Origin of the sequence: Gordonia sp. SMJS1 (genome assembly GCF_029866425.1) — a bacterium.
In the GTDB taxonomy this organism is placed as follows: domain Bacteria; phylum Actinomycetota; class Actinomycetes; order Mycobacteriales; family Mycobacteriaceae; genus Gordonia; species Gordonia hongkongensis.
On sequence record NZ_CP123381.1, the window covers coordinates 2422961 to 2443043 of the forward strand.

Annotated in this window: 10 protein-coding genes and 2 pseudogenes; 9 read left to right on the forward strand and 3 right to left on the reverse strand. The window is 70.0% G+C overall.

All coding sequences use genetic code 11. The features are described from left to right. Nucleotide 1: 1 nt before the first annotated feature. The 3 genes from QAD21_RS11110 (at nucleotide 2) to QAD21_RS11120 (ending at nucleotide 4819) form a co-directional block, all read left to right on the forward strand. Nucleotides 2-1735, forward strand: coding sequence for an ABC transporter substrate-binding protein (locus tag QAD21_RS11110; RefSeq protein ID WP_280361442.1), 1734 nt, complete (start codon nucleotides 2-4; stop codon nucleotides 1733-1735). A 16-nt stretch (nucleotides 1736-1751) separates the two neighbouring features. Continuing rightward, the gene (locus QAD21_RS11115) at nucleotides 1752-2327 is read left to right on the forward strand and encodes an adenine phosphoribosyltransferase (RefSeq protein ID WP_058250276.1); all 576 of its coding nucleotides are present in this window, start codon (nucleotides 1752-1754) and stop codon (nucleotides 2325-2327) included. Nucleotides 2328-2434: 107 nt separating this feature from the next. Further along, nucleotides 2435-4819, forward strand: coding sequence for a RelA/SpoT family protein (locus tag QAD21_RS11120; protein WP_280361444.1), 2385 nt, complete (start codon nucleotides 2435-2437; stop codon nucleotides 4817-4819). Nucleotides 4820-5005: 186 nt separating this feature from the next. Here QAD21_RS11120 and QAD21_RS11125 read toward each other — a convergent pair whose 3' ends face one another. Further along, entirely contained in the window at nucleotides 5006-5926 is a 921-nt protein-coding gene (locus tag QAD21_RS11125; RefSeq protein ID WP_058250323.1) for a peptidylprolyl isomerase, read from the reverse strand. A 186-nt stretch (nucleotides 5927-6112) separates the two neighbouring features. On the opposite strand from QAD21_RS11125, the gene QAD21_RS11130 reads away from it, so the two are divergent. Together QAD21_RS11130 and hisS are read left to right on the forward strand one after the other, a co-directional pair. Further along, a complete protein-coding gene (locus QAD21_RS11130) occupies nucleotides 6113-6853 on the forward strand; it encodes an MBL fold metallo-hydrolase (protein WP_068972466.1) in 741 nt (246 codons plus the stop codon). Further along, on the forward strand, nucleotides 6850-8115 hold the full coding sequence (hisS, locus tag QAD21_RS11135; RefSeq protein WP_068972467.1) for a histidine--tRNA ligase: 1266 nt from the start codon (nucleotides 6850-6852) through the stop codon (nucleotides 8113-8115). Before QAD21_RS11130 ends, hisS begins: the two co-directional genes overlap by 4 nt. A gap of 88 nt (nucleotides 8116-8203) precedes the next feature. Here hisS and QAD21_RS11140 read toward each other — a convergent pair whose 3' ends face one another. Both QAD21_RS11140 and QAD21_RS11145 read right to left on the reverse strand, forming a co-directional pair. Continuing rightward, entirely contained in the window at nucleotides 8204-9892 is a 1689-nt protein-coding gene (locus tag QAD21_RS11140) for a DUF885 domain-containing protein (protein WP_165630141.1), read from the reverse strand. Beyond that, on the reverse strand, nucleotides 9889-10746 hold the full coding sequence (locus QAD21_RS11145) for a neutral zinc metallopeptidase (RefSeq protein WP_165630140.1): 858 nt from the start codon (nucleotides 10744-10746) through the stop codon (nucleotides 9889-9891). Before QAD21_RS11145 ends, QAD21_RS11140 begins: the two co-directional genes overlap by 4 nt. A gap of 141 nt (nucleotides 10747-10887) precedes the next feature. Here QAD21_RS11145 and aspS point away from each other — a divergent pair. The 4 genes and pseudogenes from aspS to QAD21_RS11165 all read left to right on the forward strand — a co-directional run bounded on the left by aspS (nucleotide 10888) and on the right by QAD21_RS11165 (nucleotide 20022). Beyond that, nucleotides 10888-12719 (forward strand): annotated as a pseudogene (gene aspS, locus QAD21_RS11150) (aspartate--tRNA ligase). 169 nt (nucleotides 12720-12888) lie between these two features. Continuing rightward, nucleotides 12889-16388 (forward strand): annotated as a pseudogene (locus tag QAD21_RS11155) (transglutaminase family protein). Then, nucleotides 16385-19120, forward strand: a complete 2736-nt coding sequence (locus QAD21_RS11160; protein ID WP_280361447.1) for a circularly permuted type 2 ATP-grasp protein — start codon at nucleotides 16385-16387, stop codon at nucleotides 19118-19120. Before QAD21_RS11155 ends, QAD21_RS11160 begins: the two are co-directional and overlap by 4 nt. Beyond that, the gene (locus QAD21_RS11165; protein WP_165630138.1) at nucleotides 19117-20022 is read left to right on the forward strand and encodes a transglutaminase family protein; all 906 of its coding nucleotides are present in this window, start codon (nucleotides 19117-19119) and stop codon (nucleotides 20020-20022) included. The genes QAD21_RS11160 and QAD21_RS11165 overlap by 4 nt, the downstream gene beginning before the upstream one ends. The last annotated feature ends 61 nt before the right edge of the window (nucleotides 20023-20083 follow it).

Consider the following 20083-nt stretch of genomic DNA (forward strand, 5'->3'; position numbering starts at 1 on the left):
CGTGAGCGTTGGACGCCGGGAGTTCGTCAGGGTCCTGAGCCTCCTCGTCGGGCTCGTCACGGTCGCCGGGCTGGTGACGGCCTGCGGCGACGACGGGCCGCCGACGATCGACTACGTGGTCGACGCGCGGATCACGACCTACAACGCGAACACGGTGAGCGGCAACGCCGATGGCGTCCTCATGGCGACCACCCGGCTGCTGCCCGGCTTCAGTCTGCTGGGCCCGGCCGGCCAAGTCATCCCGGATCGCGACGTCGGCACGGTCACCCAGGTGCCCGGCCGCGTGCCGACCCTGCGGTATGACTTCAACCCCGAGGCGGTCTTCTCCGACGGGGTGGCCCTCGACTGCGACGATCTCGTGCTCGCCTGGGCGGCGATGAGCGGACGGCTGCCCGGCTTCACCCCGGCGACCACCGCCGGCTATCGCGACATCGACTCGGTGAACTGCGGGGCCGGCGACAAGAGCGCGACCGTCACCTTCGCGCCCGGACGGGAGTACCGGAACTGGCTCTCGCTCTTCGGCGCCGGGGCGATGATGCCCGCGCACGTGGTGGCCCGCGTGGCAGGCCTCTCCGACGTCATCGACCCGATCCGGGCGATGGACCGGGCCGCCGTCGGACGCATCGCGGACGCATGGAACACCGGCTTCGACCTGACGTTCGGACCGGTCGATCACGCGCACTATCCGGCGTCGGGTCCGTATCGCATCGACCGGTACTCGCGCTCGGGCGGACTCGTCCTGGTGCCCAACGACGAGTGGTGGGGCGACAAGCCGGAGACCTCCCGCATCGTCGTCTGGGGGCGCGGGACCGACGCGACTCGCCGGCTCCCCGACGGGCGGTTCGACGTCGTCGACGTGACGGCCGGCCTTGTCGACGGTGACATCGCCGGTTCGGCGGGGGCCGCCGGGCCGTCCTCGCCGGCGCGCGCGCTGGGCGTCGAGGAACTCGTCCTGGCCGGCCGCGGCTTGTTCGGCGATGTCCGGATGCGCCGGGCGTTCGCCTCCTGCGTCCCGCGAGCCGACCTCGCGCGCGACTTCGGCGCCGGCGCGCAGGTCTGGAATCTCCGGGTGCTCTCCCCGGCAGACAACCTGGCCGCACAGATGAACACCGAATTCGGCCAGGCCTATCAGCGGCCGGACATCGAACGAGCGCGCGGACTCGTCCGGGCGGCCACCGGGCAGGGCGCGGTACAGGACCCGGCCGGCGGCGAGGCGGCCGGTTCGGAGGTCGCGCTGCGACCGCGGACGGTACGCATCGGCTACGTCGCGCCGACTCCGCGGTGGCAGCAGATGACCGCGGCGATCGCGGCGTCGTGCCGCGCCGCCGGGATCGTCGTCGAGGACGCGTCCTCACCTGACCTGCGGCCCGACGCTCTGGGCCGCGATGTCGACGCACTCATCGTCGCCGGGGGCGCGTCATTCGCCGCGGCCGGTGCCGCCGACCCGAGCCGGGACGCCTACGCGTTGCGCGGCGGAGACCCGTTGAACCTGTCCGGCATCCGGGAGCCGATGGTGAGTCGGGGAGTGGATCAGCTCGCGACGACCGTCTCGGCGCCCGACCGACTCCGTCTGGCCCGGTCCATCGAGAACGCGACCTGGGCGACGATGCCGTCGGTGCCCCTCTTCGCGGCGCCGCGGATACGGCAGTGGAAGGATCGGGTGGGCAACGTGGTGGCCGGTCTCGGCCGCGACGGCACCGGATGGAACATGGATCGGTGGACGATCCGTGGTTGAGCAGGGGAGTGAAGCGATGGGTGGTGTCGTGCCCGACCGTACGGCGGAGGCGGTCTCGCGAGCGCAGGCGGCGATCGCCGAACACGCTCGCCTCGTCGACGACTTCCCGGCTCCCGGAATCGCTTTCAAGGACCTGACACCGGTCCTCGCGGACCCGGAAGGGCTGTCGACGATCGTCACCGCGCTCACGCATGGTTGTTCGTCGATCGACCTCGTGGCCGGTATCGACGCGCGCGGGTTCCTGCTGGGCGGCGCGGTCGCGCGTGAGCTCGAGGTCGGGGTGCTGGCGGTCCGCAAGGGCGGCAAGCTGCCGCCGCCGGTCCTCGCCATCGACTACAGCCTCGAATACGGACAGGCCACGCTCGAGATCCCGGCCGACGGCCTCGACCTCAGCGGCCGGCGTGTCCTGCTCGTCGACGATGTGCTCGCCACCGGTGGGACGGCGGTCGCCGCGGCCGAACTGCTCCATCGTGCGGGTGCGCACGTCGTCGGGGTCGCGGTGATCATGGAACTCGCGGGTCTCGGCGGCCGGGACACGATCGCCCGTGGCCTCGGACCGGATGTTCCCGTCCATGCGGTCGCACTGGACTGACGGCGTCGACCCGGTCATGGGCGGGCCGCGACTAGAATCGGCTGAGCCCGCCCGGTAGGCCGGACGGGTCACCGTATGCCGACAGACAACCGTGAGGAGGACCGCTGATGCCCGATGAATCCGACACGGCGCAGCGTGGCGTGACCCCCGCGGGTACCCCGGACGCCGGAGCGACGTCGGCCGAGACCGCCGACCGGCCGAACGCACCGGCCGCGGTCGGCTCCATCCAGCCGGGTGCGTCGGCCTCACGCCGGGTGCGCGCCCGCCTCGCGCGCCGTATGACCGCGACCCGCAGTCAGGTCCGGCCGGTCCTCGAACCGCTGGTCACTCTGCACCGCGAGATCTACCCGAAGGCCGACGTGGCGTTGCTGCAGCGCGCCTACGACGTCGCCGACGAACGGCACAGCGGCCAGAAGCGCAAGTCCGGCGATCCCTACATCACCCATCCGCTGGCGGTCGCCACGATCCTCGCCGATCTGGGCATGGACACCACGACCCTCATTGCGGCGCTGCTGCATGACACGGTCGAGGACACCGGCTACTCCTTGCAGGCGCTGGAGAAGGACTTCGGACCCGAGGTCGCACACCTCGTCGACGGCGTGACCAAGCTCGACAAGGTCGCCCTCGGCAGCGCCGCGGAGGCCGAGACCATCCGCAAGATGATCATCGCGATGGCGCGCGATCCGCGCGTTCTCGTCATCAAGGTCGCCGACCGGTTGCACAACATGCGCACGATGCGCTTCCTGCCGCCGGAGAAGCAGGCGCGCAAGGCCCGCGAGACCCTGGAAGTCATTGCGCCACTTGCTCATCGACTCGGCATGGCGACGGTCAAATGGGAACTCGAGGACCTGTCGTTCGCGATCCTGCACCCCAAGCGCTACGAAGAGATCGTCCGGCTCGTCGCCGACCGCGCGCCGTCCCGCGACACCTACCTGGCCCGGGTGCGAGCCGACATCAACAGCGCGCTGGCCGGTGCGCGTATCAACGCCACCGTGGAGGGGCGGCCCAAGCACTACTGGTCGATCTATCAGAAGATGATCGTCAAGGGCCGCGACTTCGACGACATCCACGACCTCGTCGGGATGCGCATCCTCTGCGAGGAGGACCGCGACTGCTACGCCGCCGTCGGTGTCGTGCACTCGTTGTGGCAACCCATGGCGGGGCGCTTCAAGGACTACATCGCCCAGCCGCGCTTCGGCGTCTACATGTCGTTGCACACGACCGTGATCGGACCCGAGGGCAAACCGCTCGAGGTGCAGATCCGCACGCACGAGATGCACCGCACGGCCGAGTTTGGGATCGCCGCGCACTGGCGCTACAAGGAGAACGGCTACCGCAAGTCGGGCAAGAAGTCCGACACCGCCGAGATCGACGACATGGCCTGGATGCGCCAGCTGCTCGACTGGCAGCGGGAGGCCGCGGACCCGGGTGAGTTCCTGGAGTCGCTGCGCTACGACCTCGCCGTGCGCGAAATCTTCGTGTTCACCCCGAAGGGCGACGTCATCACGCTGCCCGCCGGATCGACCCCGGTCGACTTCGCCTACGCGGTCCACACCGAGGTCGGGCACCGCTGTATCGGCGCGCGCGTCAACGGTCGGCTGGTCGCGCTCGAGCGCACGCTCGAGAACGGCGAGGTGGTGGAGGTGTTCACCTCCAAGGCGCCGACCGCCGGTCCGTCGAAGGACTGGCAGACGTTCGTGGTCTCGCCGCGCGCCAAGGCCAAGATCCGGCAGTGGTTCGCCAAAGAGCGACGCGAGGAGGCCCTCGAGGCCGGCAAGGACGCGATCGCCAAGGAGGTCCGCCGCGGCGGGCTCCCGCTCCAGCGGCTCCTCAGCGCGGAATCGATGTCGGCGATCGCCCGCGAGTTGCGCTACACCGACGTCACCGCGCTCTACACCGCGGTCGGTGAGAACCACGTCTCCGCACGGCATGTCGTCAACCGGCTGGTCGCCTCACTGGGTGGCATCGAGGACGCCGAAGAGGCGATCGCCGAGCGGTCGACGCCGTCGACGATGCCCACCCGGGCACGCCAGGGCGGCGACGTGGGCGTCATGGTCGACGGCATCGACAACGTCGTGATCAAACTCGCCAAGTGCTGCACCCCGGTGCCCGGCGACGACATCCTCGGTTTCGTCACCCGCGGCGGCGGGATCAGCGTGCACCGCACCGACTGCACCAACGCCGAATCGCTTCGGCAGCAAGAGGAACGAATTCTCGACGTGTCCTGGGCCCCGTCGCCGGAATCGGTGTTCCTGGTGGCGATCCAGGTGGAGGCGCTCGACCGGCACCGGCTGCTGTCGGACGTGACCAAGGTGCTCGCCGACGAACGCGTCAACATCCTGTCCGCGTCGGTGACGACGAGCCGGGACCGGGTGGCCATCAGCAAGTTCACCTTCGAGATGGGCGACCCGAAGCATCTCGGGCACGTGCTCAACGTGGTGCGCAACGTCGAAGGAGTCTACGACGTCTACCGGGTGACCTCGGCGGCGTGATCGGGAGGCTCTGTTCTGATTCGCCAGCCCACTCCCTCTGCTCCCTGAGGTGCGAGCGAAGCGAGCCACGAAGGGCCGGGTGAGCTGCCTCGCCAGGCCCTTCGTGGCTCGTCGCTCGCGCTCCTCGCACCTCAGGGATCACGGGTTTCGAGGTTCTTTTGGATTAGGGATTAGAGTTCCCGGCGCCTAGTTGATCGTGGCCGTCTCGATGGTCACCGGGAGCTTCGGCTCGCCGTCCCCGGGCTGACTGCCGATCGGGCCGGGGTTGATGCCGCCGGCGTAGACCTTGTCGAGCACCGCGAGTCCGGGTTCGTCGACCTTGCCGACGATCGAGTAGTCCGGGCCCAACTGGCTGTCGTTGATCACGATGAAGAGCTGGCTGGACCCGGTGTTCGGGTTCTGCCCGCCCTGGCTGCTGTTGGCGATCGCGATGGTGCCGCGCGGGTAGATGACGGGCTGCGAACCGGTCGTCGGATCCGGCTGCCCGACCGTCTGCAGATCGGTCGGCGGCTCGTCGGGGCTGGTCCAACCGGGCCCGCTCATGCCGGTGCCGGTGGGGTCGCCGCACTGCAGGATCTTCAGCGTCTCGCTGGTGGTCATGCGGTGGCAGGTGGAGTCGTCGTAGAACTTGTTCTCGATCAACGAGGTGACCGCAGCCGTGTTGCACGGCGCGCCATCGCGTTCGAGCGTGATCGGTAGGGTGCCCTGGGAGGTGACGAACGTGGCCTTCTCGGTGCCCGACTTGAGGACGCGCTCGTCGGGCTTGGGCGAGGTGCGCTCGTTCTCCGCGGCCGCCTTCAGCTCGTCGAGTTCGGCTTGGTACTGCGCTCGCTGATCGGCCGGGACGTTGTCGGGCACCTGATCGGGCAGCTGGTCGAAGCGGCTCGGGGAGTCCTCGTAGGCGCAGGTCGTCCAGCGTGCGGCCTCGCGGTCGTCCATGATCTTCTTCACCACGACGGCGGTCACGCCCGCGACCACGGCGACCACGACGGCGGTCGAGACGGAGGCGATGACGATCTTCCGCTTGCGCCGGGCGAGGCGCTCGGTCTCGAGGCGTTCTTCGAGCTTCCGCTTCGCCGCCTCGCGGCGCTCCTCATTGGTGGACACGCGGGTGGATCCTCCTGAAACCTCGGCATGGCTGTGCCGACATCGTCGTGGATGTCACTTACTCGGGGGCAAGTGTGCCAGTTGTACCTGAGAACGGGGTGCGGCGGGTCGCGAGCCATGCCGCCTACGCAACAATGGACACCGACGTGTGTGCGTCGTCCTGTCCGCGCCGACCCGAGGAGCAGCATGCTCATCACCGGATTCCCCGCCGGGATGTTCCAGACAAACTGCTACATCGTCGCCGCCGAGGCGGGATCGGAGGCGGTGATCATCGATCCGGGCCAGGATGCGGCGCCGCGGGTCCGGGAACTGCTCGCCGAACACGACCTCACCCCGGTGGCGGTGCTGCTCACGCACGGTCATCTCGACCACACCTGGAACGCGACGGAACTCTGCGACGAGTACTCGATCCCGGCCTACATCCATCCCGCGGATCGTCCGATGCTCGCCGATCCCGGTCTCGGCATCGGACGGGCGTTGGGCGCGATGATCGGCGACCAGGTGTTCACCGAGCCGGAGAAGGTGGTCGAGTTCGCCGACGGCGAGTCGGTGGAACTCGCCGGGGTCGCGTTCTCTGTCGATCTCGCGCCCGGGCACACACAGGGCTCGGTGCTGCTCGGGGTCGACGTCGACGTGCCGGACGAGGCCCGGGATCAGGCCGGGCCCGACACGCCGTCGGTGGTCGGGGTCTGCTTCTCCGGTGACGTATTGTTTGCCGGTTCGATCGGCCGGACGGATCTCCCCGGGGGCAACCATCAGCAGTTGCTCGACTCGATAGCGGCGAAACTCCTGCCGCTGCCCGCGGAGACGCTGGTCCTGCCCGGCCACGGACCCCAGACCACCATCGGCCAGGAGAGTGCGAGCAATCCCTTCCTGGCCGGCCTCGAACGCCAGAGCACTCGACCGAAGGGACGACACGGACTGTGAGCGGAGCATTTCAGGCCCCCCGGGGCATCCCGGACTACCTCCCGCCGAACTCGGCGGACTTCCGGAGGGTCCGGGACACGCTCACCAACGCGGCGCGTCGTGCCGGCTACGGCCACATCGAACTGCCGGTGTTCGAGGACACCGCGCTGTTCGCACGCGGGGTCGGGGAGTCGACCGATGTCGTGAGCAAGGAGATGTACACCTTCGCCGACCGCGGCGACCGCTCGGTGACGCTGCGTCCCGAGGGCACCGCGGGCGTGGTGCGCGCGGTGATCCAGCACGGTCTCGACCGCGGCCAGCTGCCGGTGAAGGTCTGCTACGCCGGGCCGTTCTTCCGCTATGAGAAGCCGCAGACCGGCCGGTATCGCCAGCTGCAGCAGGTCGGCGTCGAGGCGATCGGTGTCGACGACCCGGCGCTGGACGCCGAGGTCATCGCGATCGCCGACGAGGGTTATCGCCGCCTCGGCCTGACGGGGTTCCGGCTGGAGATCACCTCGCTGGGTGACGACGAGAGCCGTCCGCGCTATCGAGAGGCGTTGCAGGAGTTCCTGTTCGGGCTAGACCTCGACGAGGCCACCCGGATGCGCGCCGAGATCAACCCGCTGCGTGTCCTCGACGACAAGCGGCCGGAGATCAAGGCGGCGACCGCGGGCGCGCCGCTGCTCATCGACTATCTGTCCGACGACGCGAAGGCGCACTTCGACCTCGTCCTGGCGCACCTGGACCGGCTGGGTGTCGTCTACGAGATCAACCCGCGTCTGGTGCGCGGCCTGGACTACTACACGAAGACCACGTTCGAATTCGTCCACGACGGTCTCGGTGCGCAGTCGGGCATCGGCGGCGGCGGGCGCTACGACGGTCTGATGCGACAGCTGGGCGCCAAGCAGGATTTGTCGGGCATCGGGTTCGGGATCGGCGTCGACCGGACGATGCTGGCGCTGGAGGCCGAGGGTGTCGCGGGCACCGAGGCGGCCCGCTGCCAGGTCTTCGGAGTGCCGCTGGGCTCGGCGGCCAAAGCCGAACTCGTCGGTGTCGCAGGCGCTCTGCGCGCCGCCGGGATCAGTGTCGACCTGGCTTACGGCGATCGTGGCCTCAAGGGCGCGATGAAGGCGGCCGACCGTTCGGGGGCGCGGCTGGCGCTGGTGCTCGGGGAGAACGAACTCGCCGAGCGCCGGCTGGAGATCAAGGACCTGAGCAACGGCGAACAGCACCGGGTCGCCCTGGACGACGTGGTCGCCGAGGTCCGTCGTCTCCTGGGCTGAGGTCAGCGCATACATTCGCAGCTGAAAACCGCCCAGTGCAGGACCGGCGACTGCTCAAAGGCGTCGGCGAAGCTGCGGAGGGTGGTTTTCAGCGGCGCGTCTCCTGGTCCTCGCCGGCGACCTCGGCCGCGAGGACGTCCAGCGAGACACCGCCGAGAGCCAGTGCGCGCGAATGGAAGTCCTTGAGCGTCCAGTCCGGGTGCCGGCGGAGGGCGGCGGTACGCGTCTGCTCCCACACGCGCTGGCCGAGCGCATACGAGGGCGCCTGGCCGGGCCAGCCCAGATAGCGGTCGAGTTCGAAGCGCAGCACGGCGTGGTCCATCGCGACCGACGAGGTCAGGAACGTCCAGGCCTTGTCGGCGTCCCAGATCCCGCCGCCGAGGGACTCCGGCGCGGGCAGGCGGCAGTGGACGCCGATGTCGACCACGACCCGCGCGGCCCGCAGCCGCTGCGAGTCGAGCATCCCCATACGGTCGCCCGGGTCCTCGAGCCAGCCGAGCTCGTCCATCAGGCGTTCGGCGTAGAGCGCCCAGCCCTCGCCGTGTCCGGAGGTGAACGACGCGAGCTTGCGCCAGGCGTTGAGGTCGGGGTCGACGATCGCTGATCCGAGCTGGAGATGATGCCCGGGCACGCCCTCGTGGTAGACCGTCGTCTTCTCCTGCCAGGTGTGGAAGACGGTCTGGTCGTCGGGCACCGCCCACCACATCCGTCCCGGACGGGAGAGATCCTCGCTGGGCTGGGTGTAGTAGATGATCCCGGTCGACGACGGGGCGAGCCGACACTCCAGCCGGGACAGCCGGGCCGGGAGGTCGAAGTGCGTGCCCGCCAGACCGGCGACCGCCGCGTCGGACGTCGCCTGCATCCAGTCGACGAATTCCGCGCGATCGTGGATCTGGTACTGCGGCTGACGATCCAGCCAGGCGAGCGTCGCCGCGACCCCCTGTCCGGGGAGCAGTCCCTCCGCGATCTCCTGCTGCTCGGCGACGATCTGCTGCAACCGGGTCATCGCCCAGGCATAGGCGTCGTCGGGGTCGGCGTCGGCGCCCAGGTAGGCCGGCAGGTGCAGCAGGTAGCGGTCGCGGCCGACCGCGTCGTCGTCGACGGCCTGAGCGAGAACGCCGGTGCGCAGGTAGTGGGCGAAGGTCCCGAACGAGGTCCGCGCCGCGTCGAGCGCGGTGGCGAGGGTGCCGGCGAGCGCCGGGTCGGCCGCGATCGGTGCGGTGTTGCCGGCGATGGCATCGGCCGCGGTGTCGGCCTGCCGGGCGACCGCCGCCACCTGTCGACGGGCCGGCGGCGGACCGTGACGAAGCCGGTGGGCGAGGCCGTCGACGACGTCGGTGAGCGACGCCGGGATCGCGGTGAGGCGGGACAAGAAGGTCTCCCGCTGCTCGCGGGTGTCGGTGGGCATGAGGTCGAAGACGTCGCGCAGCGCCTGCAACGGTGACGCGATGACATTGCAGTCGCCGATGTGCTCGCCCGCGTCGGCGAGTGCGAGCTCGCGACGCAGCGAGGCGCTCATGGTCGCGACGGTGACGCGGTCGATGGCATCGACGACGTCGGCGCCGCCCAGGGCGGAGAGGGTGCCGGCGGCGACCTCGGCGCGTTCGGCGCACCCCTGCGCGGAGAAGTCGGTCAGCCGGTCGTCGTGCCCACCGCGCCCGATCTCGGTGGCGAACAGCGGATCGAGCGCGCACAACCGGTCCAGGTGCGCCTCGGCGATCGCATCGACGGCGGTGGGCCTGCGCGGGCCGGTCCCGCCGGGGTCGGTGGCGTTCACAGGTCGTCGGTGGCGAAGGTGTCGCAGCGATCCGGATCGCCCGACTGATAGCCGACGGTGAACCACCGCATGCGCTGGGCGGCCGAACCATGAGTCCAGCCCTCGGGATTGGAGCCCGCGCCCTGGATGGTGTCGTCGCCGATGGCCTTCGCGGTCTGGATGACCGTCGCTATCTGCTCCTCGGTGATGGGCGCTAGGAGGGCGTCTGGGCCGTCGTCGGCGTGATGGGCCCACACCCCGGCGAGGCAGTCGGCCTGCAATTCGACCCGCACCGAACCCGATCGCGGTCCCTGCGAACCCATCCGCTGCCCCTTGGCGAGGGCGCCGGTGAGGTTCTGCACGTGGTGTCCGTACTCGTGGGCCACGACGTACTCCTGCGCGAGGGGCCCGTCGCTGCCGCCCATGCGACGCAGCTGGGCGAAGAACGTCGGATCGAAGTACGCCGTCGAATCGGCGGGACAGTAGAACGGGCCGGTCGCCGAACTCGCCGCGCCGCATCCGGTGTTCACCGCGTCGGAGAAGATGACCGTCTGCGGTGGCTCGTACTCGGGCCACAGATCCGACCACACCTTGTCGACGCTGACGGTGGTCGCCTTGATCCGGCAGATCGTGTTCTCGTTGGCCATCTCATAGGTGCACTCGTCCAGTTGCTGCTGGATCTGCGCGGCGTCCGACGAGGTGCCGGGAGCGGGGCCGCCGGCGCCGAGCAGATCGCCGGGATTCACCCCGAAGAACAGCGCGACGATCGTGATGAGGAGTCCCGCGCCGCCGCCCAGCGCGATCCGGCCCCCACCGCCTCCACCGCCGCCGGAGACGTTGCCGGTGTCGATCGATCCGCTGCCTTGGAAGGTCACGCGGCCATTCTGGCACGATCGGCACCCGCCCTCGGCGCAGTCGCGGAGGTATGCGATTGACGGCCGGGGGCGTGGATACGGCACCATGGACACCTGGTCTGCGTTTCCGCCGACCGATTTCGACTCCTGGAAGGATTCTCAGTGCTCCGCACGCATTCCGCAGGTTCGCTGCGCCGCGCCGACGCGTCGCAGACCGTCACCGTCGCCGGGTGGGTCGCACGCCGACGCGACCACGGTGGCGTGGTCTTCATCGACCTGCGCGACGCCACCGGACTGGTCCAGGTGGTCTTCCGCGACGAGTCGGTCGCGCCGGCCGCCCACCGTCTGCGCGCCGAGTACTGCGTCACCGTGACCGGCGTCGTCGAGGTGCGTCCCGAGGGCAGCGAGAACCCCAACCTGAGCTCCGGCGAGATCGAGATCAACGCCGTCGAGCTCGAGGTCCTCAACGAGTCCGCGCCGCTGCCGTTCCAGCTCGACGAGTCGCCGGGCGAGGAGGCGCGCCTGCGTCACCGCTACCTCGACCTGCGGCGTGCGGGGCCCAGCGCGGCGCTCCGCCTGCGGTCCAAGGCGAACGCGGCGGCGCGCGGCGTGCTCGCCGCCCACGACTTCACCGAGATCGAGACGCCCACGCTGACCCGGTCGACGCCGGAAGGGGCACGTGACTTCCTGGTCCCGGCGCGCCTGCAGCCCGGCACCTTCTACGCCTTGCCGCAGAGCCCGCAGCTGTTCAAGCAGCTGCTGATGGTCGCGGGCATGGAGCGGTACTACCAGATCGCGCGCTGCTACCGCGACGAGGACTTCCGCGCCGACCGGCAGCCGGAGTTCACCCAGCTCGACATCGAGATGAGCTTCGTCGACCAGGACGACGTCATCGCTGTCGCCGAGGAGATCCTCGTCGCGCTGTGGAAGCTCATCGGCGTCGACATCACCACCCCGATCCCGCGGATGACCTACGCCGATGCGATGCGCCGATTCGGTTCGGACAAGCCGGATCTGCGCTTCGGTATCGAACTCGTCGAGTGTGCCGAGTACTTCAAGGACACCCCGTTCCGCGTGTTCCAGGCACCGTACGTCGGAGCGGTCGTCATGCCCGGCGGTGCGTCGCAGCCACGCCGCCAGCTCGACGCATGGCAGGAATGGGCGAAGCAGCGCGGGGCACGCGGTCTGGCGTACGTCCTCATCGCCGAAGACGGGACCCTCAGCGGGCCGGTCGCCAAGAACTCTCCGAGGAGGAGCGCTCCGGTCTGGCCGCCCATGTCGGCGCGGAGCCGGGTGACTGCGTGTTCTTCGGTGCGGGAGAGGTGAAGTCGACCCGCGCCCTGCTCGGTGCCGCGCGCGGTGAGATCGCCTCGAAGCTCGGGCTCATCAAGGACGGGGACTGGGCGTTCACCTGGGTGGTGGACGCGCCGATGTTCGAGCCGGTTGCCGACGCGACGGCGTCCGGCGATGTCGCACTGGGACATTCGGCCTGGACCGCGGTGCACCATGCGTTCACCTCGCCCAAGCCGGAGTCGATCGACGCCTTGGAGTCCGATCCGGGTTCGGCCCTGGCCTACGCCTACGACATCGTGTGCAACGGCAACGAGATCGGCGGCGGATCGATCCGTATCCATCGGCGGGACGTGCAGGAGCGCGTCTTCGAGATCATGGGCATCGGCCACGACGAGGCGCAGGAGAAGTTCGGCTTCCTGCTCGACGCCTTCGCCTACGGCGCTCCGCCGCACGGCGGCATCGCCTTCGGATGGGACCGCATCACCGCCCTGCTCGCCGGCGAGTCGTCCATCCGCGAGGTGATCGCGTTCCCCAAGTCGGGTGGCGGCGTCGACCCGCTGACCGACGCCCCCGCGGCGATCACCCCGCAGCAGCGCAAGGAATCGGGGATCGACGCCAAGCCCGCACCGCGGGGCGGCGCCGACCAGAAGGACGCCGAGCAGAAGGGCGCCGACCAGAAGGACGCCGGGAGCACTGCCTGAGCCGAAAAGCGGTGGGCCGACGTGAGTTCGGCCACCGTGTTCCCGGCGCGGTGCTCGTCACCCGGCGCCTGGAGGTCATCTGTGATGAGATCTCCACCATGGCGCACAGCGGTGGGATCGAGTCGGCTGCCGGAATAGTAATGACGGGCCCGGGCGGGGAGTTCCGCCGGTGACGATCAAGGTTGCCCTCGAGCATCGGACGGTGTACTCGTTCGACCGGCCGACCAAGATCTACCCCCACGTCGTCCGCCTGCGTCCGGCGCCGCACTCGCGCACACCGATCGAGGCGTACTCGCTCACCGTCGACCCCGGTGAGCACTTCCTGAACTGGCAGCAGGACGCGTTCAGCAACTATCTGGCGCGCCTGGTGTTCCCGGAACCCTCGACCACCCTCGGGATCACCGTGAGTCTGGTCGCGGACCTCACCGCGATCAATCCGTTCGACTTCTTCATCGAGGAGTGGGCCGAGTTCTACGGGTTCGACTATCCGGCCGAGCTGCGGCGCGACCTCGAGATCTTCCTCCGGCCGGCCGGGGTCACCGACGGTGAATTCGCCGGTGCGCCGGTGCATCCGGAGATCGCGAGGTTCGCGGCGAAGCATCGGCGGCCGGCCGCACGCGGGTCATCGACTTCCTGGTGCGCCTCAACGCCGCGGTGCGCGACGCCGTCGGCTACACCGTCCGCCTCGAGGCCGGCGTGCAGTCGCCGGAGTACACGCTCTCCAGTGCGATCGGTTCCTGCCGGGACTCGGCCTGGTTGCTGGTCGCCCTCCTGCGCGAACTCGGGTTCGCGGCACGCTTCGTGTCCGGATACCTCGTCCAGCTGACCTCGGACGTGAAGTCGCTCGACGGTCCGTCGGGTCCCGACGCCGATTTCACCGACCTGCACGCGTGGACCGAGGTGTACCTCCCCGGGGCCGGTTGGGTCGGACTGGATCCGACGTCGGGTCTGTTCGCCGGCGAGGGGCACATCCCCTTGGCGGCCACCCCGCATCCGGTCGGCGCCGCACCGATCACCGGTTCGACCGGCCCGTGCCACGCCACTCTGGATTTCACCAACACGGTCACGCGGTTCCACGAGGACCCACGCGTCACGCTGCCCTACACCGCGGAGCAGTGGGGCCGGGTCACCGATCTCGGCGCGCTGGTCGACGAACGGATGGAACGCAACGACGTACGCCTGACGATGGGCGGCGAGCCGACATTCGTGTCCATCGACAACCAGACGGACCCGGAGTGGCGCACCGCCGCGGACGGTCCGCACAAACGGTTGCTGGCCGGGCGGCTGGCCGACCGCCTCATGACGGCGTACGCGCCGGGCGGCCTGATGCGGCGCAGCCAGGGCAAGTGGTATCCCGGTGAACCGCTGCCGCGGTGGCAGCTCGAACTGATGTGGCGCGCCGACGGTCTGCCGATCTGGCGGAATCCGAATTTGCTCGCCGACCCGTGGGCGACGCCCGACGATTGTGCCGCGGCGATCGACCGCGAGACCCACGGCCCGAACCCCGACGACCTCGGCGACGCCGGCCCGGCACGGGAACTGCTCACCGCCTTCGCGACGCGACTGGGACTCCCGGTCGGTCAGGTCGTGCCGGCCTATGAGGACCCGCTGGTCCGGATGCGGGAACTCGCCGCGATGCCGCCCGGTGACCCCGGAACCGACCCCACCCTGCCCGCCGCACGGTCGTTCACGCAGGCCGAGATCGCCGTCGACGCCGATTCGGCGGACGGCGACGACGACGAGAGCCTCGCTCCGACAACGGATTCCGTCCGACGCAGACGAGCCCTGATCGAGCGGCTCGACGCCGCCGTCACCCAGCCGAGTGCGCACGTGTTGCCGCTGAGCCGCTCGGAGGACCGGACCGCGTGGCAGAGCGCGGTGTGGACGACCCGGCGGGGACGGATCGTGCTGACCCCCGGCACCTCGCCGGCCGGCTTGCGGCTGCCGCTCAACTCGCTGTCGTGGGGTCCGGCCCCGACGCTGTTCGAAGCCGATCCGTCCGCACGCCACGACGACCTGCCGACCGACCCGTCGGCGGCGCTGGGGCACACCGTCCGCGAGGTGGACCCCGCGCAATTCCTGCCCCGGACCGCCCTCGTCGCCGAGGTCCGCGGCGGCGTGCTCCACGTGTTCATGCCGCCGACCTCGACCCTGGAGGAGTATCTCGCGATCGTCGAACTCGTCGAGGACGCCGCCGCCACGGTGTCAACGCCGGTCGTCGTCGAGGGGTACGGACCGCCCGCCGACCCGCGACTCGTCTCGTTGTCGGTGACCCCGGACCCGGGGGTTGTCGAGGTCAACATCCAGCCGACCGGGAGTTTCGCCGAGCAGTCCGAGCTGCTCGAATCGCTCTACGACCATGCCCGACAGGTGCGGCTGGGCACCGAGAGCTTCGACCTCGACGGGAGCCACGGTGGCACGGGCGGCGGCAACCACATCACCCTCGGCGGCGTCACGCCCGCCGATTCGCCGATGCTGCGCCGCCCCGACCTGCTGGTGTCGATGCTGACCTACTGGCAACGTCATCCCGCGCTGTCGTACCTGTTCTCCGGCCGGTTCATCGGCACCACCTCGCAGGCGCCGCGTGTCGACGAGGGTCGGGAGTCCTCGCTCTACGAGCTGGAGATCGCCTTCGCCGAGATCGACCGGCTCGCGGTCAAGAATTGTGGCGACGGTGCCCGGGCCGGCGGACGCTTCGACGGCGCGCCCCCGAACCCCTGGGTCACCGACCGGGCGCTGCGGCATCTGCTCACCGACATCACCGGCAACACGCACCGGGCCGAGTTCTGCATCGACAAGCTCTACAGTCCCGACTCGGTGCGCGGCCGGCTGGGCCTGCTGGAGCTGCGGGCTTTCGAGATGCCGCCCCACCACCGGATGGCTATGGTGCAGTCGCTGCTGGTGCGGAGCCTGGTGTCGTGGTTCTGGGAGAAGCCCTACCGGGCCCGGTTGATCCGCCACGGCGGCGACCTACACGGCAAACACCTGTTGCCGCACTACGTCATCGCCGACATCGCGCTGGTCGCCGAGGAACTCCGCGAGGCCGGCTATCCGTTCGAGACCGCCTGGCTGGACCCGTTCACCGAATTCCGCTTCCCGCGTCTGGGGACCGTGCAGATCCGGGACCAGGAGATCGAGCTGCGCGGTGCCATCGAGCCGTGGAACACGTTGGGGGAGGAGGCAACCGGAACGGGCACGGCCCGGTACGTCGACTCCTCTGTCGAGCGCGTGCAGGTGCGCGTCCTGGGTGGTGAGGACGATCGTTACCTGTTGACCTGCAACGGTTTCCCGATTCCACTGCGCGCCACCGGTCGCACCGGTGAACGCGTCGCCGGTATCCGGTTTCGGGCCTGGCAGCCGCCGAGCTCGCTGCACCCGACGATCACCATCGACACCCCGCTCACCTTCGACCTGATCGACACGGTCAACGGCCGGTCGGTGGGCGGTGCCACCTACCACGTCGTGCATCCCGGAGGACGTGCCTACGATCGGCCGCCGGTGAACGCGGTCGAGGCCGAGTCCCGGCGCAACGGGCGGTTCGAGGCGGCCGGTCACACGACCGGCACCGTCGACGTCGGGCTGTTGCGCGAACGACAGTCCCGGCAGGCCACCGACTTCGGGGTGCCCGGGATCCTCGACCTCCGGCGGGCACGTACAGTTCTTCGGTGACCTCTTCGCCGGGCAACGCTTCCGCGGTGTTCGACCGCTACCGCGCCGAGGGCCACACTCTCTTCGATCCCGACCGTCTGACCCGTCTCGCCGCATCCGCGGACCGGCCGGCCGACTCCTACGACGAGCTCTTGGAAGCCGACGGCGCGATCCGTCCGGCGTGGGCCGACCTGGCCCGCATCTACCAGCTGCGCGGTCCGGACCGCCTCCGCGAGTCCGCGGCCCGGCTGGCCGCAGCCGTCAGCGACGACGGCGTGGTCTACAACGAGTTCGACGGTCAGCACACCGTGACCCGCGACTGGGATGTCGACGCGGTGCCGCTGGTGATCGACGGCGTCGAATGGGCCGAACTCGAAAAGGCCATCACGCAGCGGTCGATGCTGCTCGACCTGCTCCTGCGTGACCTCTACCGCGATCAGAAGACGATCGCGGCCGGACTCGTCGCGCCCGAGATGGTGTTCGGCCATCCCGGTTACATCCGCAAGGCCGCCCGACTCGAGGTCGCCGGGCCGCACGCGCTGTTCCTGCACGCGGTCGACATCTCGCGCACCGCCGACGGCCGGTTCGTCGCCTACCGGGACCGCACCCAGGCGCCGTCGGGGATCGGTTATGCGATCGTCGGGCGGCGGCTGATGTCGAAGACCTTCCCCCAGCTGTTCCAGGCGTGCGCACCGCGGCCGATGACCACCTTCGCCGGCACGATGCGGCTGGCACTCACCGAGTACGCGCCGCCCGGGGTCGACGACCCGACGGTGGCGGTCCTCAGCCCCGGCAGCATGTCCGAGACCGCCTTCGACCAGGCCTATCTCGCGTCGGTACTCGGCTTCCCCCTCGTCGAGGGCGCCGACCTCACCGTCCGGGACGGCGCGGTCTACATGCGCTCGCTGGGTCGCTACAAGCGGGTGGACGTGCTGCTGCGACGGGTCGACGCCGCCTACTCCGATCCGCTGGACCTGCGGACGGACTCCCAGCTCGGCGTCGCCGGGCTGGTCGAGGCGATCTCGCGCGGCACGGTGACGGTCCTCAACACCCTCGGTTCGGGGGTGCTGGAGAACCCGGCGCTGCACACCGTGCTGGAACGTCTCGCGCCCGTCCTGCTCGACGAGGACCTGCGGCTGGGTTCGGTCACCACGTACTGGGCCGGAGATCCGTTGCAGCGCAGCCTGATCCGTGATCGTCTGGCCGCCCTGGTCCTGACGAACACGAGTACGGGGGAGGAGTTCATCGGCCCGTTGCTCGCCGCGACCGACCGCGCCGAGCTCGTCGCCCGGATCGAGGCCCAGACCTGGCAGTGGGTGGCCCGCGAGCTCGAGGCGTTCTCGGTGGCCCCGACGATCACCCCCGGCAGCGGTTCCGGTGGACCGATCGCGACGCTGCGGGCGGCGCCGGTGTCGGTGCGCGCGTTCAGCGTGGCACAGGGTCCCGGGTACGCGGTCATGCCGGGCGGCCTGGGGGCCGTTCTCGCCGACGGGGTCGCCGGCGCCGCCCACCACGTGGTGGCCGCCAAGGACGTGTGGGTCACCAGCACCGAGGTGGGCGGGCACGTGTCGCGGCGGTCGGAGACCCGCGGTGAGCCGGCCGGGGAGGTCGTCGCGGGCACGTCGGCGGGTCGCCCGGTGACCCGGGAGTACTCCGACGTCGCGGCCGCGGCCAGTCCGCGCGTCCTGGCGGACCTGTTCTGGCTGGGCCGCTACGGGGAGCGCACCGAGCTCGTGACCCGCCTGGCCAAGGTGCCCCGCGAGCGTTATCAGGACTTCCAGTACCGGCCGTGGATGTCGGGCACGCCGGCGGTGCCGCTGCTGTTGCACGCGGTCGCCACGGTGACGGGCACCGCGCGCTACCTGGACACCGCCGACCTGCTGTTGCCGGGTTCGGACCGACCGCCGTCACCCGATCAGGTCAATGAGGCGATCGAGAAGATCGCCGACCTGACCGTGTCGCGATCGGTGCCCGGGACCATCGCCTACTCGGTCGACCGGCTGATCAGTACGGTCCGGGCGGTCCGTGACCAGATGTCCACGAGCACCTGGATGGTGCTCGCGCCGGTCGAACGGATCATGGCGAGCACGACCCGGCTGGTCCTCCGGTCGCGCGCGGACGCCGGGGCGGGCGACGCCGCGCTGGACCTAGGACCCGATCTGGCCCGCGCGCACGACGAGATCCTGCACGGCGTCCTGGCGCTGACCGGGCTGCAGGCCGAGTCGATGGTGCACGATCCGGCCTGGATGTTCATGGACGTCGGCCGACGCATCGAACGGGCCGTCACCCTCGCCGACCTCACGCTCGCGATGTTCGCCGACGCGCAGGACACCGACGTCGAGCAGGCGCTGCTGGAGTCGTACCTGGTGGCCAACGAATCGTCGGTGATCTACCGTCGCCGCAACCGCGGGCTGTATCAGGCGGCCAGTGTCGCCGAGCTGCTGCTGTTCGACCCGACCAATCCCCGGTCGATGATCTTCTGCCTCGACAAGATGAACGCCGACCTGTCGTCCGTACCGGAGACCCTGCGGTCGGCCGGCGCCGAACGGGCCGTGCAGGACATGATCGCCGAACTGCGCCGCGGCGACCCCGCCGACCTCGTGCGGGTCGACGCCGACCGGAGGCGCCCGGAACTCGTCGAACTGATGACGACCCTGCGCACCGGGGCGCGTGAACTCTCCGATCTGCTCACCCGGACCCGCTTCGCCACCCCGCGCCAGGCGCGACCGATCTGGGCCGGTGGGGAATCGTGAGCACGCGCGTCTACCGTGTGCTGCACCGGACCAGCTACACCTACGACGACGACGTGTCGTCCTCGTACGGGCGCTGCCATCTGACCCCGCGCGACCTGCCCGGCCAGCGCGTGCACTCGACGTCGGTCGAGATCGACCCCGAACCCGACGACCGGTCGACGGGGCTCGACGTCTACGGCAACCACGACAGCTATTTCCATGTCCGGACCGCGCACCGCGAGCTGACCGTGACCGCGCGGTCGGTGGTCGAGGTGGATCCCGTGGACCCGGGCGTCCTCCTCAGTCCGGCGGCCCGGGGTCCGTGGGAACAGGCGCGACCGTGCGTGGTGGACGGGCGGGACAGTGCCCTGGCTGCCGAGTTCGTCCTCGATCTCGACCCGCCGGAGATCACCCCCGCGGTGCGCGACTACGCCGCCGGCATCTTCACGCCCGGCCGGCCGCTGGTGGAGTCGGTCATCGATCTGACCTCGCGCATCTTCACCGACTTCACCTACCGGTCCGGGTCGACGGCCATCTCCACCCGGGTCGACACCGTCCTGCAGCGTCGCGAGGGTGTCTGCCAGGACTTCGCCCGGATCGCGATCGCCTGTCTGCGGTCACAGGGTCTCGCCGCGCGGTACGAGTCGGGATATCTCGCGACCGAGCCGCCGCCCGGCAAGGAAAAGGTCTTCGGTGCCGACGCCAGTCACGCCTGGGCGGCCGTCTGGATGCCCGACGGCCGCTGGCTGTCGTTCGATCCGACCAACGACAAGCTGGTCGACGAACGCCACGTCACACTGGCGTGGGGGCGGGATTACGACGACGTGCCGCCTCTCCGAGGGGTCATCTACACCGATTCCACGAAGAGCCGGATCGACGTGTCGGTCGACGTCCGGCCGACAGATGACCTCACCGCGGGCTGAACCGGGCACATCGGACTCGCCTGCTCGGTAAGTCGCTGTGCCACAGTGTTTTCGGCGCACG